The organism is Streptomyces sp. NPDC051105, from assembly GCF_040682795.1.
In the GTDB taxonomy this organism is placed as follows: Bacteria; Actinomycetota; Actinomycetes; order Streptomycetales; family Streptomycetaceae; genus Streptomyces.
The window spans coordinates 694,902-708,858 of the sequence record NZ_JBFBBR010000002.1 but is presented as its reverse complement, the minus strand read 5'-3'; the positions used below and the strand labels follow the sequence as shown (position 1 = coordinate 708,858).

Annotated in this window: 12 protein-coding genes; 4 read left to right on the top strand and 8 right to left on the bottom strand. The window is 71.8% G+C overall.

Translation table 11 applies throughout. The annotated features are described in order from the left end of the window. Positions 1 to 16: 16 nt before the first annotated feature. On the bottom strand, positions 17 to 964 hold the full coding sequence (locus AB0N16_RS07150; protein ID WP_365793898.1) for a lysylphosphatidylglycerol synthase domain-containing protein: 948 nt from the start codon (positions 962 to 964) through the stop codon (positions 17 to 19). Between the two features lie 147 nt (positions 965 to 1,111). On the opposite strand from AB0N16_RS07150, the gene AB0N16_RS07145 reads away from it, so the two are divergent. Further along, positions 1,112 to 1,495, top strand: coding sequence for a BlaI/MecI/CopY family transcriptional regulator (locus AB0N16_RS07145; protein WP_365793896.1), 384 nt, complete (start codon positions 1,112 to 1,114; stop codon positions 1,493 to 1,495). Beyond that, complete coding sequence (locus AB0N16_RS07140; protein WP_365793894.1) at positions 1,492 to 2,385, top strand: M56 family metallopeptidase; 894 nt, start codon at positions 1,492 to 1,494, stop codon at positions 2,383 to 2,385. The genes AB0N16_RS07145 and AB0N16_RS07140 overlap by 4 nt, the downstream gene beginning before the upstream one ends. Positions 2,386 to 2,544: 159 nt before the next feature. Here the strand turns inward: AB0N16_RS07140 and AB0N16_RS07135 are convergent, their stop codons facing one another. Together AB0N16_RS07135 and AB0N16_RS07130 are read right to left on the bottom strand one after the other, a co-directional pair. Then, positions 2,545 to 4,890, bottom strand: coding sequence for a glycosyl hydrolase family 65 protein (locus tag AB0N16_RS07135; RefSeq protein WP_365793892.1), 2,346 nt, complete (start codon positions 4,888 to 4,890; stop codon positions 2,545 to 2,547). Continuing rightward, the gene (locus AB0N16_RS07130) at positions 4,887 to 5,621 is read right to left on the bottom strand and encodes a beta-phosphoglucomutase family hydrolase (RefSeq protein ID WP_365793890.1); all 735 of its coding nucleotides are present in this window, start codon (positions 5,619 to 5,621) and stop codon (positions 4,887 to 4,889) included. The genes AB0N16_RS07135 and AB0N16_RS07130 overlap by 4 nt, the downstream gene beginning before the upstream one ends. A 77-nt stretch (positions 5,622 to 5,698) precedes the next feature. Here AB0N16_RS07130 and AB0N16_RS07125 point away from each other — a divergent pair, with 77 nt between their 5' ends. Next, positions 5,699 to 6,340 (top strand): nucleoside/nucleotide kinase family protein, encoded by a 642-nt coding sequence (locus AB0N16_RS07125; protein WP_365793888.1) that lies wholly within the window; start codon positions 5,699 to 5,701, stop codon positions 6,338 to 6,340. Between the two features lie 219 nt (positions 6,341 to 6,559). On the opposite strand, the gene AB0N16_RS07120 is transcribed toward AB0N16_RS07125, so the two are convergent. Then, positions 6,560 to 7,258 carry an SDR family NAD(P)-dependent oxidoreductase gene (locus AB0N16_RS07120; protein ID WP_365793886.1) on the bottom strand — a complete coding sequence of 233 codons (699 nt, stop codon included), beginning with the start codon at positions 7,256 to 7,258 and terminating at the stop codon, positions 6,560 to 6,562. Positions 7,259 to 7,372: 114 nt separating this feature from the next. Between AB0N16_RS07120 and AB0N16_RS07115 the strand changes: the two genes are divergently transcribed. Next, a complete protein-coding gene (locus tag AB0N16_RS07115) occupies positions 7,373 to 8,242 on the top strand; it encodes a helix-turn-helix transcriptional regulator (protein WP_365793884.1) in 870 nt (289 codons plus the stop codon). Between the two features lie 233 nt (positions 8,243 to 8,475). Here AB0N16_RS07115 and AB0N16_RS07110 read toward each other — a convergent pair whose 3' ends face one another. Genes AB0N16_RS07110 through AB0N16_RS07095 form a run of 4 tightly spaced genes read right to left on the bottom strand, consistent with a single transcriptional unit; the run spans position 8,476 to position 13,876 of the window. Further along, positions 8,476 to 10,293: a hypothetical protein gene (locus AB0N16_RS07110; RefSeq protein WP_365793882.1), complete on the bottom strand. Its 1,818-nt coding sequence runs from the start codon at positions 10,291 to 10,293 to the stop codon at positions 8,476 to 8,478. A 51-nt stretch (positions 10,294 to 10,344) separates the two neighbouring features. Further along, positions 10,345 to 12,063, bottom strand: coding sequence for a hypothetical protein (locus AB0N16_RS07105; RefSeq protein WP_365793880.1), 1,719 nt, complete (start codon positions 12,061 to 12,063; stop codon positions 10,345 to 10,347). A 2-nt stretch (positions 12,064 to 12,065) separates the two neighbouring features. After that, positions 12,066 to 12,968 (bottom strand): carbohydrate ABC transporter permease, encoded by a 903-nt coding sequence (locus AB0N16_RS07100; RefSeq protein ID WP_365793878.1) that lies wholly within the window; start codon positions 12,966 to 12,968, stop codon positions 12,066 to 12,068. Further along, the gene (locus AB0N16_RS07095; RefSeq protein WP_365793876.1) at positions 12,965 to 13,876 is read right to left on the bottom strand and encodes a sugar ABC transporter permease; all 912 of its coding nucleotides are present in this window, start codon (positions 13,874 to 13,876) and stop codon (positions 12,965 to 12,967) included. Before AB0N16_RS07095 ends, AB0N16_RS07100 begins: the two co-directional genes overlap by 4 nt. Positions 13,877 to 13,957: the final 81 nt, after the last annotated feature.

Sequence of the window (13,957 nt, the reverse complement as noted above, 5' to 3'; positions counted from 1 at the left end):
GGTGCGGGCCGCCCGGTCACAGCGCCCGGCGCCGGACCAGCAGCCCGAGCACCAACAGGCCCGGCAGCAGCGGCAGCCACACGGTCAGCAGTCGGTAGCCGAGCACGGCGGAGGCGGCCGCGGCGGGCGGGGCTCCGGAGGCGGTCAGGGCGACGGCGAGGGCCGCGTCGAGCGAGCCGAGGCCGCCCGGGGTGGGCAGCAGCGCGGCGGCGCCGCTGGCGGCTAGGTAGAGCAGCGCCACCCGGGGCGGGGACAGCGGGAGTTCGACCGCCCGGGTCACGGCGATCAGGACCAGGGCGTGCAGCCCCGCGAAGGCGAGGGAGCCGCCCCATAGCGCGGCCGCGCGGACGGGGCGGGCGTGCAGGGCCCGGATGTCGGCGGCCACGGCGGTCACCGCACCCCGACAGCGGGCCCACACCCGGGCCCGGGTCAGGACGACGAGCAGGCCGGCCGCGGCGGTCACGGCGAGGAGCGCGCCGACGGACAGGTGCGGGATCCGCAGCAGCCCCGGACAGGCGGGGGCGAGGACGGCGATCAGGACCAGGCGGACCACGGCACCGGCGGCCGCCTTGACCGCGAGGGCCGACGCACCGCGGCCGGCCGGGAGTCCGCAGCGCATCAGGAAACGCAGGTTCACCGCGCCCGCGCCGAGCCCGGCGGGCAGCAGATGGTTGGCGGCCGAGGCGGCGAACTGCGCCGCGACCAGGCGTCCACCCGGCAGCCGGCGGGCGACCGCGCCCTGCTGGGCGAGGGCCGAGGAGGCCCAGGTTCCCATCGCCGCCAGGGCCGCCACGAGCAGCCAGCCCTGGTCGGCGACGGCGAGCCGGAGCGCCCCGTGCTCCACGGTCGGCCAGTGCCGGCGGAGCAGCCAGCCCGCTCCGGCCAGCAGGGCGAGGCAGAGAGCGGTCTGCCAGTAGACGCCCCGGCGGCCCGCGACGGGCGTGGCGTTCACGTTCGGGACCATGGCGGCACCCACCCCTGTTCCCCTACAGCTCGCAGGACCGTTCTTGGGCTTCAGGGACAAACACTGACAAATTAATCGCAATTACCGACGTAGGCCGCGCAGGTACGTCCATACGAACGGCGGCACTACGCGCTGTAAGGTTGGGCCATGGCTGGCACAGGGTCCCGCGGCAGGGCGGAGCGGCGCAGCGCCGGAGAGCTGGAGAGTGAAGTGCTGGCAGCCCTGTGGGCGACCGAACGCTCGTTGACCCCGGCGGAGATCCAGTCCGAGATCGGCGGCGGACTGGCGTACAACACTGTCCACACCATCCTCAAGCGGCTGTACGACAAAGGACTGGTGCTGCGGGACGCCGACGGGCGGCGCGGTGCCTACCGGCCGGCGAAGAACGCGGCCGAGCTGACCGCCGAGGCCATGCACGAGGCCCTGGACCGGGGGCCCGACCCGATCGCCGCCCTGCAGCAGTTCGTGTCCGGGCTGAGCGCGGAGGAGGAGCGGGCGCTGCGCGATCTGTTCGCCGAGGGCGCGGCATGAGGTTCGACGTCTACACCCCGCTGCTGGTCTCCCTGCTGCTGCCGTCGGTCAGCGCGGTGATCGGCCGGCGGGTGGCCCCGGCCCTGGCGGCGCGTGTGCTGACCTCCGCCGCCGTGCTCACCGCCGCCGCGACCACCTGGTCCCTGGTGCTGCTGACGACCGCCCTGCTGGGCGATGCCCCGCCGGTGATCCGGGAGGCCCGCGAGGACGGCCGCCCGCTGACCGACCCGGTGCCCGAGGTGATCGGCGTCGCCGCCTGCCTCACGCTGGCCGTGGTGGTGTGGCGGGTGCAGCGGGCGGTGCGCGCCGAGCGCCGGACCCGGCGGGCGCTGCGCCGGCTGTGCGAGGGGCATCCGGGAGACACCGAGCTGGTGGTGGCCGCCAGCGAGATGCCGGAGGCGTTCGCGATCCCGGGCCGGCCGGGCCGGATCCTGGTCACCTCGGCGATGCTGAGCGCGCTGGCACCGGCGGAGCGGCGGGTGCTGCTGGCCCATGAGCGGGCCCATCTCAGGCACCGGCACGGCCGCCTCGTGACAGCGATGACGCTCGCCGCGGCCGCCAACCCGCTGCTCGGACCGGTCCGTGCGGCCGTGACCTTCCTGGTGGAGCGGTGGGCTGACGAGCAGGCGGCGACGGAGGTCGGGGACCGGGTGACCACGGCCCGCGCTCTGGCCCGCGCCGCCCTCAGCGCGGGCCAAGCCCGCCCGTCCTGCGCCCTCAACTTCACGGACCGCGCGGTCACCCGCCGGGTCGCGGCGCTCCAGACCAGCCCGCCGCCCTCCCTGTGGCCGGCCGCCGCGGCCGTACTCGCACTGGGCGCACTGGCGGCGCTGTTCGCGGCGGACGCGACGGGCGACCTGGTGGGGCTCCTTTTCAACGCGCTCACGTGAAACGCCCCATTTTTGGGGGCGCTGGGGGTACCCCCGGCCGAAGGCTGGGGGAGGAACTGCGCGATCAGCCACGACGGTGCCGCGGACGGCCGTGGCGGAGTGCCGGTCGACGGGGGCTGATCGCGCAGTTCCCCGCGCCCCTTACGGGGCGCCTACAGGTCACGCCGGTCGGGTCGGTGCCCGGTGGGGCGGTTGCTGCGGGGTCGGTCCGGGGCGGACCGGTGGCACCGCCCGCACCGCCGGGCTGTCCGTGCTGACCGTGACCGGCTCCCCGTGGTGGTGGACGGTGAGCGGCGGGCCGTCGAGGAGGGTGTAGGTCGCCTTGTCGGCGCCGATCTCCACGCGCAGCCTGCTGCCCCGCAGTTGCAGATTGAAGGCGAGCCGGCGCAGCCGCTCCGGCAGCCGGGGCGCGAACCGGGCGCCGTCGTCGTAGTGGCGCATGCCGCCGAAGCCGGCCACCAGCGCCATCCAGGTGCCGGCCAGGGAGGCGATGTGCAGTCCGTCGCGGGTGTTGTGCTCCAGGTCGTCGAGGTCCATCAGCGCGGCCTCGGCGGTGTAGGCGTGGGCCAGCGTCAGATGCCCGGCCTGGGCGGCGACGACGGCCTGGCAGCAGGCGGACAGGGAGGAGTCGCGTACCGTCAGCGGCTCGTAGTAGGCGAAGTTGCGGGCGATGTGCTCCTCGTCGAAGAAGGGCCCGCAGGTGTACATCGCCAGCACCAGGTCGGCCTGTTTGACGACCTGTTTGCGGTAGAGGTCGAAGTAGGGGAAGTTCAGCAGCAGCGGGTACTGCTCGGGGCTGGTGTTCGCGAAGTCCCACCGCTGGTAGCGGGTGAACCCGGCGTGCTGTTCGTGGACGCCGAGTTCGTGGTTGTAGGGGACGTGCACGGAGTCGGCGGCGTCCCGCCAGGCGGCGCTCTCCTCCGCGTCGACGCCGAGCCGCGCCGCCTGCCGGGGGTGGCGTTCGACCGCGTCGGCGGCGGCCAGCAGGTTCGCCCGGGCCATCAGGTTGGTGTACGTGTTGTCGTCGGCGACCGCGCTGTACTCGTCGGGGCCGGTGACGCCGTCTATGTGGAAGGCGCCGCGGCTGTCGTGGTGGCCGAGCGAGCGCCACAGCCGGGCGGTCTCCACGAGGAGTTCGACGCCGGTGTCCCGTTCGAAGTCGGTGTCGCCGGTGGCGGCGACATAACGGACCACCGCGTCGGCGACGTCGGCGTTGACGTGAAAGGCCGCGGTGCCGGCCGGCCAGTACGCCGAGCCCTCCGAGCCGGCGATGGTCCGCCAGGGGAACGCGGCCCCGTCCAGGCCGAGTTGAGTGGCGCGTTCACGGGCGGCGGGCAGGGTGTTGTAGCGCCAGCGCAGCGCCTCGGCGACGGCGCCCGGGGCGGTGTGGGTGAGGACGGGCAGCACGAACATCTCGGTGTCCCAGAAGGCGTGCCCGTCGTATCCGGAGCCGGTCAGGCCCTTGGCGGGTATCGCGCGCTGTTCGGCGCGGGCCCCGGCCTGGAGCACATGGAAGAGGGCGAAGCGGACGGCCTGCTGGACCTCCTCGTCGCCGTCCACCTCCACGTCGGCGCGGGACCAGTAGTCGTCCAGGTAGCCGCGCTGTTCGTCGGCGAGCCCCTGCCAGCCCTCGTGCGCGGCGGCCGCGAGCGCCGCGTCCACCTGGTCGGCCATGGCGGGCAGCGAACGCACCCCGGACCAGCCGTGGGCGACGAACTTCTCGACCCGCAGCCGCTCCCCCGGCTCCAGCACGGAGGTGACGGTCAGCCGGGCCACGTCGGTGTCGCTCTCGGCCTGTGTGGTGGTCCGCCCGGGACCGGCGACCGTGTGGTCGGCGGCGACCGCGACCCGCAGGCCGCTGCGCCGGGTGCGGTGCACCAGGCGCAGCCGGCGCCCGGAGGCGAAGTCGTCCTCCTGCTCCAGCGGGGACTCCAGCGCCACCGCGGCGCGCGGGTCGCCGTTCGCCCCGGGCAGTTGCTCGTTGGCGACCAGCTCGGACTGGATCACGATCCGGCAGCGCCGGTCGACGGCCTCGACCTCGTAGACGACGGCGGCCACCGCCCGCTGGGTCAGCGACACCAGCCGGGTCGAGCGCACCCGCACGGTGGACCCGGCGGGCGAGGTCCACTCGCAGGTCCGCTCCAGGACACCCCGGCGCAGGTCGAGGACCCGCTCGTGGCTGACCAGCCGGCCGTACCGCAGGTCGAAGGGCTCGTCGTCGACGAGCAGCCGCAGGATCTTGCCGTTGGTGACGTTGATGACGGTCTGTCCGGACTCCGGATAGCCGTAGCCGGCCTCGGCGTACGGCAGCGGGTGCACCTCGTGCACGCCGTTGAGGTAGCTCCCGGGCAGGCCGTGCGGTTCGCCCTCGTCGAGGTTGCCGCGCCAGCCGACATGTCCGTTGGACAGCGCGAACACCGACTCGCTCTGCGCGAGCACGTCGAGGTTGAGGTCGGTCTCGCGGACCGCCCAGGGCTCCACGGCGTACGACCGGTGGGTGATCACTCCTTGCCTCCCAGCTCGGCGAGGTCCTTCACGACGGTGTCCGCGCCGTGCGCGTACAGGGCGTCCGTCTGCCCGACGCGGTCCACGCCGACGACGTACCCGAATCGGCCGGCGCGACCCGCGTCCATGCCGGCGAGGGCGTCCTCGAAGACGGCGGCGTGGGCGGGTTCGACGCCGAGGTCGTGGGCGGCGGCCAGGAAGGTGTCCGGGTGCGGCTTTCCGGGGAGATGGCGCTCGGCGGCCACCACCCCGTCGATACGGACGTCGAAGAAGTGCTCAGCGCCGATCGAACGCAGCACGTCACGGCAGTTGGCGCTGGAGGAGACGATCGCGGTGCGCAGCCCCTGCGCGCGGACCGCCTCCAGGTAGCGCAGGGTGCCGTCGTAGGCCTCGACGCCGTCGGTGCGGATCTTCTCCAGGAGCAGTTCGTTCTTGCGGTTGCCGAGGCCGTGCACCGTGGCGGCGTCCGGCGGGTCGTCCGGGGTGCCTTCGGGCAGGTTGATGCCGCGGGAGTCGAGGAACGCGCGGACCCCGTCGGCGCGAGGGCGTCCGTCGACGTACTCGTCGTAGTCGGCGGCCGCGTCGAAGGGCCGCTGGCCGTCGTAGCCGCGCAGGAACGCGTCGAAGGTCTCCTTCCAGGCCGCCGCGTGCACGACGGCGGTCTTGGTGACGACCCCGTCGAGATCGAAGAGACAGGCCTGGATGGTGTCGGGCAGACCGAGTGCTGTCATGTCCGGCATCTTCCCCACCGGACGCCTTCCAGGGGGTGGTACACACCACATCCCGGGCCCGATGTCACACTTTTTGCGTGCCACTGACTTTCGACGACCTCCTCGACCGGGCCCGTTCACTCCCCGGACGCGGTCCGCGCGCGATCCTGGGCATCGCCGGCAGCCCGGGAGCCGGCAAGTCCACGCTCGCCGAGCGTCTGGTGCGCGAGCTGAACGGCTCCGGCGAACCGTGGGTGGCGCAGGTGCCCATGGACGGCTTCCATCTGGCCGACGCCGAACTGGACCGGCTGGGCCTGCGGGACCGCAAGGGCGCGCCCGCGACCTTCGACGCGGCCGGGTACGCGGCGCTGCTGCGGCGGCTGCGCGAGGACACCGACGAGGTGGTGTACGCGCCGGGCTTCGAGCGGGTCCTCGAACAGCCGCTGGCAGGCGCGATCCCGGTGCCGCCGACGGCCCGGCTGGTGGTGACGGAGGGCAACTACCTGCTGCTGGCGGAGGATCCCTGGGCGCGGGTACGGACGGCTCTGGACGAGGTGTGGTTCTGCGAGATCGACGAGGCCGAGCGGATACGGCGGCTGGTCGCCCGGCACGAGGAGTTCGGCAAGGGACACGAGCAGGCGGTGGCCTGGGTGGCGGGCACCGACCAGCGCAACGCCGACCTGGTCGCGGCGACCCGGGACCGGGCGGACCTGGTGGTCCCGGAGCCGACGCTGACCTGAGCGCGGTTCGGCAGCGCCCCGAAGCGGCGCTGGGGTACCCCGGCCGAAGACTGGGGGAGGAACTGCGCGCCCAGCCACGACGGTGCGGCAGCCGAACCACGGCGCGGCAGGGCACGGCACGGCATTGGCACTGGGCCGCGCTGCACTGCACTGTCCGGGACCGGTCTCGATGTTCTGCCCGTTCTGTTCTTCAGGGCCGGTGACCCGGCACCGCCGGTCTCAGGACCAGGCGATCTCGCCATGGCGGTCGATGAAGCGTCCGGTGCCGGCACCGGGCCCCTCGGTGGCGAGGGCGACGATCGCGTCCGTGCCCTCGGTGACGGTCTGGGAGCCGCTGTGACCGTTTATGTCGGTCGCGGTGTAGCCGGGGTCGGCGGCGTTGACGCGAATGCCCTTGAGCCCTTTGGCGTACTGCGTGGTCAACATCGTCAGCGCCGCCTTCGAGGAGGCGTACAGCGGCACGACGACGTGCGACTCGGACCGGCCGGGGTCGTGGGTGAAGGCGAGGGAGCCCATGCCGCTGCTGACGTTGATGATCACGGGGTCGTCCGAACGGCGCAGCAGCGGCAGGAACGCGGTGGTGGTGCGGACCACGCCGATGACGTTGACGTCGAGGACGGTGAGGGCGTCGGCGGCGGTGAGGTCGCCGGGATCACCGAAGGGACCCTGGACCCCCGCGTTGTTGATCAGGACATCGATCCTGCCCTCGTGCTCGGCGACATCCGCGGCTGCGGCGGCCACGGACGCGTCGTCGGTCACGTCGACGGGGACGAAGCGTGCGCCCAGCGCGGCGGCTGCCTCCTCACCCCGCTCACGGTCGCGGGCTCCCAGGAGAACGGTGTGACCGCACGCGATGAGGCGGCGGGCGGTCTCGCGGCCGATGCCCTTGTTGGCTCCGGTGATGAAAGTGATCGTCATGCCTTCGATAGTTGCCTTGACGAGGGAGCCGGACCAGGGACGCTTCGACGGTGGGAAGACCAGTACCACCCTCGCGCCCCCGCATGTGATCGGGGACGCGGGAGGATGGAGAGCATGACGACGACACCCCCCGGAGCTGGACTGGGCGCGATGATCCGCACGTGGCGGAACCGGCTGCCCCCGTCAGCCGCTGGGCTGCCGGTCGTCCGCAAGCGCCGGGCTGTCGGGCTGCGGCGCGAGGAACTGGCCGACCTGGCCGGAGTGTCGGTCGACTACGTCGTGCGCCTGGAGCAGGGGCGGGCCACGACACCCTCGGCGTCGGTGGTGGCGTCCCTGGCGCGCGCTCTCCAACTGTCCACCGCCGAGCGGGACCACCTCTACCGGCTGGCCCAGATCGTGCCGCCGGCGGACGGCACGATCTGCGACCATCTCCCGCCCGGTATGCAACGGGTACTCGTCCGCCTCGGAGACGTACCGGTGGCCGTGTTCGCGGCGGACTGGCAACTGGTGTGGTGGAACCACGGGTGGGCCGCCCTGCTGGGAGACCCCTTGGCCTCGCCGCCGCGGATGCGCAACTTCGCCCGCGACAGGTTCCCGGTGGACGTCGATCACACCCCCCTCGCGCTGTGGCCGGTCACCGAGACGGACCCCGACACCGCCGACGCCGCCCTCGTCTCCGATCTGCGCCGCGCCACCGGCCGCTTCCCCCGGGACAGCCGTCTGGCCGCGCTGGTCCGCGACCTGAACGCAGGCAACGAGAGGTTCGCCGAGCTGTGGGCGAAGGGAGAGGTGACCGCGAACCGCGAGGTCCACAAGAGGGTCGATCACCCGTCGGTGGGCCCGGTCGCGGTGGACTGCGATGTCCTGACCGACGGCGACACGGAGCTCAAGATCGTCATCATGACCGCCGCGCCGGGCAGTGCGGACGAGACCAAACTCCAGCTCACCACCGTCGTCGGCCCACCGGCCGGCACGCGCAACTGATCCGCCCCGCCCCTCGGCCGACCGACGGCTCACGGTTTTCGTGACGCACCAAACCGTTGGACACGCACCGACGGGTGCTCAGGAGGCGGCGGATACGGTCCGTCCATGGCGCCGCCGACCGCACCCGCAGACTGTCGCCCACGACCAGCGTGAGCACCCCGAGAACGGTCACACCCGCTCTTTGACCTGTGATGTCAAGTTGGCGGAGGCTCACTGCACTTGCAGCGGAGCACTCAGCGGCCGGTGAGGGCGAGCCCGGGATCGCCGTGGGCGTCCTCGGTCTCGATGACGGCCGTGAACGCCTCGGTGTGCATGGTCAGATCGCCGTCGAACGACGGCGTGAAGTCTCCGCCGGGCCCGTACCGTACGGCGAACACATGCAGGTGCGGCGGTGCGCCCGGCGCCGGTTCGGCCTCGTACGCCGTGGAGGTGACCAGGTGGCGCCAGCCCTCGTCCGGGTTGCCGTAACCGCGCGGGTCGGCGGCGAGCGCGAAGGCGGCCTGCTCCTGGGTGAGTTCGGCGCGCGCGTCGAAGTGGTCGGGGCCCTGCTGTGCGGGGTGGGTGAGGCGCAGCGCGCCCGCGGCGGCGATCTCGCCCTCGGCGACGCGGCGCACCCGGTCGCCGTCGTCCGCCGCGTACGGCAGCCCGGCCAGCAGGTAAGGCGTTCCGGCGAGGCGCTCCAGGGCCACCGTCACCCACAGGCGGGTGCCGTCCGTGACGTACAGGGAGCGCACGTGGCGCAGTACGTGGTCGCGGCCCACGACCGGCTTGGTGACCAGCTTGGCGGTGAGGCCGTCGGCGCGGACGTCGCGGACCCGCACCTCGCCCATCGGGCGGCACAGCAGGAAGCCGTCGAGCACCGGGCCGAAGCCGTGCTGCCGGTTCACGGCCGCGGGCAGGTAGTACGTGCCGTCGGCCTCGACCACTGACGGAGTCATCCTGCTGTCGAAGGCCACCGACACGGTGCCGGCGCGGAGTTGATGGCGGACCGCCTCCGTCGCAGGGGTGCGGTGCCAGCGCGTGGCGTCCTGGATCTGCCAAACCAGCATCCACGCGAAGTGGCCGTCCACTCCCCCGTCCGGCTTGACCGCGTGCCTGGCCCAGCGGCTGTCGCCCCGGTAGCGGCCGAGGTCCGCGCCGATACGGCTGCCGAAGTAGCGCAGGCCGAGGACCGACTCGAAGGCGGAGTGCTGCTCGCTGTAGCGCGGGCCACCGTTGTCGAAGCCGCCGTTGGTCAGGCGTGCGTCGATGTAGCGGGCCAGCGCCTCGCCGTCCTCGGCGAAGACGTCCTCGCCACTGACGAGGTGGGCCTGCGCGAGGAACGACAGGGAGATCGGGCCGTAGTTGTTGTCGTACGCGCCGCCGTGCTCGGGTGGGAGGAGGGCGCCGCGGTCGCTCACGCGGTGGGCGCGGATCTCGTCGGCGTACACACGGAGCGCGCGTGCGCGGACCGACTCGCCTTCCGCTGACGGGAGATGGCGGGCCAGCATCAGGCCGCCGACGACGCATCCGATGGCCTGGTTACCGGCTTCCTGCGGGTTGAAGAAGGTCGCCTCGGTCAGCCAGCGCCAGTAGCCGTGCGCCAACTCGACCAGCGCGGTGCGCTGTTCGTCGTCGACGAGCCCGTCTGTCACATCGAGGATGGTGACCGCCTGGAGCAGCGCCCACGCCGTGCTCGGCCAGTCGCCGATGGGGTGCGCGCCCGCTTCCAGGACGTAACGGGCGTACGGGAGGCCGGAGTTGCGGACCTTCAGGTTCGGGTAGCCGGGGTTGTCCACGGTGTAGACGCGCTCGCGGAGGTGGAAGGCGAGGCTGCGCCGTACCGCCTCCGGCAGCCGCGGGTCCTTGCCGCGCTGCCACGCGAAGGCGAGCAGGGACGTGATCCCGAGCGAGGTGTCCCCGATGTCGTCGTAGCAGTCGGGGTGTTCGAGGTTGCCGTCCGGCGTGATGCGGCGCAGGGCCTGCTCGACGACGTCGGCGAGGACCGCGTCGTAGGCCTCCTGGGTGTCCGGGAGGTCGTGCAGCGGACCGCGCTGGTGAAGGAGGTGCACTGGTGGTTCAGCCCTTCATGCCTGAGGTGGCCATGGTGTGGGTCGTCGGGGTCATGAGACGGGTGCGGGGCGGCGGGCGCGGAGTGCGACGCTCAGTATCTGCGGTCCCTGCCCACCGAGGTAGACGCGGTTCCCGGTGGTCGCGTCGGTGCCGCCGACCACGGTGTAGTCCTGCCCCGGGTCGTAGCGCAGTACGTCCCTCCGGTCCGGTCCGGCGAGCGGTTCGCCCGTCTCGACGGCGGCCTCGACGCGGATCTCGTCGTCGCCGACGCGGTAGGTCAGCGGCTCGGTCGTCAGGCACCAGCTTCCGTCGCCGAGCGGTACGGCGCCCTGCGGCTCGCCTCCCGGTCGGAAGGTCAGTTCGAGGGCCCAGGGCACCGATGGGCCGCTGATGTCGATCCGCAGGTCGGCCCCGTCCTCCCGCAGGTCGACCTCGACCCGGGTCGTGTGGGAGACCTCGTCCTGAGGGCGGTCGGGGAAGGCCATCGCCGCGGAGAAACGGCCCTCGTCCACCAGGCGGTAGGCGCCGTCGTCGCGCCTCCGGCCCTTCGGGAGCGGCTGGTAGTAGGCGGTTGTCAGGGTTTGGGTGAGCCGGTACCGGTTGTCGGCGAGCTGTTCCATGTCGGCGGCACGGAACGGGCCCAGGTCGAAGAACGCCCGCGAGAGGCGGACCGCGTCGAGGACCGCGGCACCGGCGAACAGGCGCAGGAAGGTGGGGTTGCAGGCGAGGCCCGAGCGGATGCGCCGGTGCTCGGGCACGTCGGAGCCGCCGTACACCACGGTGTGCGCGGTGGCCGAGACGTGTGCGGCGAGGCGTGCGGTGGGGAGGTACCGGTCGCGCGGGAGCTTCTCCGCGTCCGGGGCCGGCAGGGCGCGGCACAGATCCGGAGTGAGGAGGGTCTGGGCGAGCAGGTCGGGGTCGTCGATGCCGTCGGCGGCCGCCAGGCGGGCCGCGCGGGCGAAGTCGCCCCGGCCGGTGCGGATCGCGAGCAGCCGGTAATGCGGCAGGTAGGGCCACAGCGGGAACGAGAGCTTCTGGTCCTGGCGGCGCGAGTGGACGGTCTCCACCGTGCCGTCCGGTCTGATCAGGTCCAGGGTCGTGGCGAGGTTGCGTTCGACGGCGTCCAGCAGGTCGGTACGCCCGAGCACCTCGGCCAGCAACAGCAGCGACGGGTTGGTCACGAGGGACGCGTAGACGGCACTGCGTTCCGAGTACAGGCCCTCCGTGTCGATGTCGAGGCCCTCGGCGAGCCACTCCTCGACGCGGTCGAGCAGCCGGTCGTCGGGGAACGACCGGTGCAGACGGGCGAGCGCCGCGCTCAGCTCCCAGCGGTGGTTCGGGGTGTGCACGCCACCGGTCAGGAGACTGGCGGTGGCGGAGCCGGCGATCTCGGCGAGCGCGGCCGTGACGTCGCGCAGTTCCGGCCCCGCGTCGGCGGCGAGGACGTACGCGTCGCACACGTCGTTGACGGTGAACGCGGAGTCGGGCGGTGACTGGACGTTGTCTCCGCCCGCGAAGAGACCGGAGGGCGTCTGCACGGCCCGCAGGGCGCGGAGGTGGGTCATCGCGGCGGCGACCGCCTGTCCGCTGCCGTGCAGTGCCGAGTCCGGGGAACGGTACGCCGCGATCAGGGTCTTCACCCGCCGCGCCAGACCACGGTGCGGCACACCGGCGGGTTCCTCGTCGGGGTCGGCCGCCGGCGGGGCGGCCGACCGGTCGGCGGCGCCGGCCGCCGCGCGGACGAACTCGTGGTCGAGCGGGGTGGGCACGGTCAGTCCTTCAGTCCGGCGTTGATGTCGGCACCCATGACATAGCGCTGGAAGACCAGGAAGATGGCGATCAGCGGGATCATGGAGATGACCGACGCGCCGAGCAGGACCGACCAGTTGATGTTCTGCGCGCCGACGATGCTCTGGATGCCGATCTGCACGGTGAACTTGTTGGGGTCGTTCAGCATCAGCAGCGGCCAGATGTAGTCGTTCCACCGCCACTGGAAGGACAGGATGGCGAGGGTCAGCATGATGGGCCGGGAGAGCGGCACCATGATCCGCAGGAAGATCGACAGTTCGCGGGCGCCGTCGATGCGTGCGGCTTCCACGAGTTCGTCGGGGACCGTGATGAAGAACTGGCGGAACATGAAGCAGCCGGTCGCGGTGAGCACGGCCGGGAGGATGATGCCGGCGAAGGAGTTGTAGAGGCCGAGGTTGCGGACCACGAGGAACTCGGGGGCGAGCATGACCTCGCCCGGCAGCATCGTGGTGGCCAGGATGCAGATGAAGAACGCCTTGAGCCATCTGTTGTCGTACTTGGCCAGCGCGTAGCCGGTGCAGCAGCTGACGCCCACCGTGAGGATCGTCGTGACCACGCACACGATGGTCGTGTTGATGAAGTACTGGGAGAAGTTGGCACTGCGCCACGCCTGGGAGTAACCCGACAGGGTGGGGTGGTGCGGAATCAGCGTCAGCGGATAGGAGAACAGGTCCCCGGCCGGCTTGAGTGAGCTGAGGATGAACCACAGCACCGGCAGCCCGTAGAGGCACGCCATGATCCACAGCAGTGTCGTCGCGGGTACCGCCCGCCGGAGCCCGCCGCTGCTCGCACCGCGGGACCGCTTCTTGGAAACGGCTCGTCCGGGACCGGCGTCGACCGGGCGTGGCATGTCTGTGGTTGTCATCGGTTCTCCACCCGTCGGTTGACGATCAGCTGGATGATCGCGACGGCCATCAGGATGAGCATGAGCACGAACGACGCGGCGCTCGCGTAGCCGATCTGGCCCCGTTGGAAGCCGGTCTGGTAGATGTACTGGACAAGCAGGTTGTTCGACGTTCCGGGTCCGCCGTTGTTGAGGGAGACGAACACCGGGTATTCCTTCATCGCGTTGATCGTGTTGAGCAGGATCACGATGAACGAGGTGGGCGCGATGCTCGGCAGCGTGATGCTGATGAACTGGCGCCAGGGGCCGGCGCCGTCCAGCGAGGCCGCCTCGTAGTACGACACCGGGACGTTCTTGATCGCCGCGATGAACAGCAGCATCGAGAAGCCCGTCCAGGCCCAGGACGCCGCGAACACCACCACCAGCAGCGAAAGGTCCGCGTTCGACTGCCACGGAACGGCGGAGCCGCCGAGCTTCTCGATGACGTAGTTGACCAGTCCGAAGTTCTCGCCGAACAGCCACCGCCACAGGACACCCACGACGATGGGCGACAGCAGCCACGGGATGAAGAAGATGACACGGGCGACGGACGCGCCCTTGGCGTGCTTGCTCACCAGCAGGTTGGCGGCGAGCAGTGAGAGCGCGAAGTTCAGCGGAACGAAGAGGACGGTGTACAGCAGCGTCCGGGTCAGCGCGTCGTAGAAGGCGGAGTCCCCGAACAGGTTGTGGTAGTTGTCCAGTCCGATGAACTGGAACGCCCCCACACCGGTGTAGTTCGTGAAGGAGTAGACGAGTCCGATCACCGCCGGCCACGCGAAGAACAGCGCGAAGAGCACGACATTGGCCGCGATGAGGACGAGCGGCGCGAGCGTGTAGGTGCTGCGTCTCCTGGTCTGCCTCACGGACACGTCCGCGGCGCTTTTTGTCATCTTCCTGACTTCCGTGCTGGTGGATGGGTTGCGGTGGGCTCACGCCGTGAGCCCGGCCTCACGAGGGCGACCAGGGCCGGG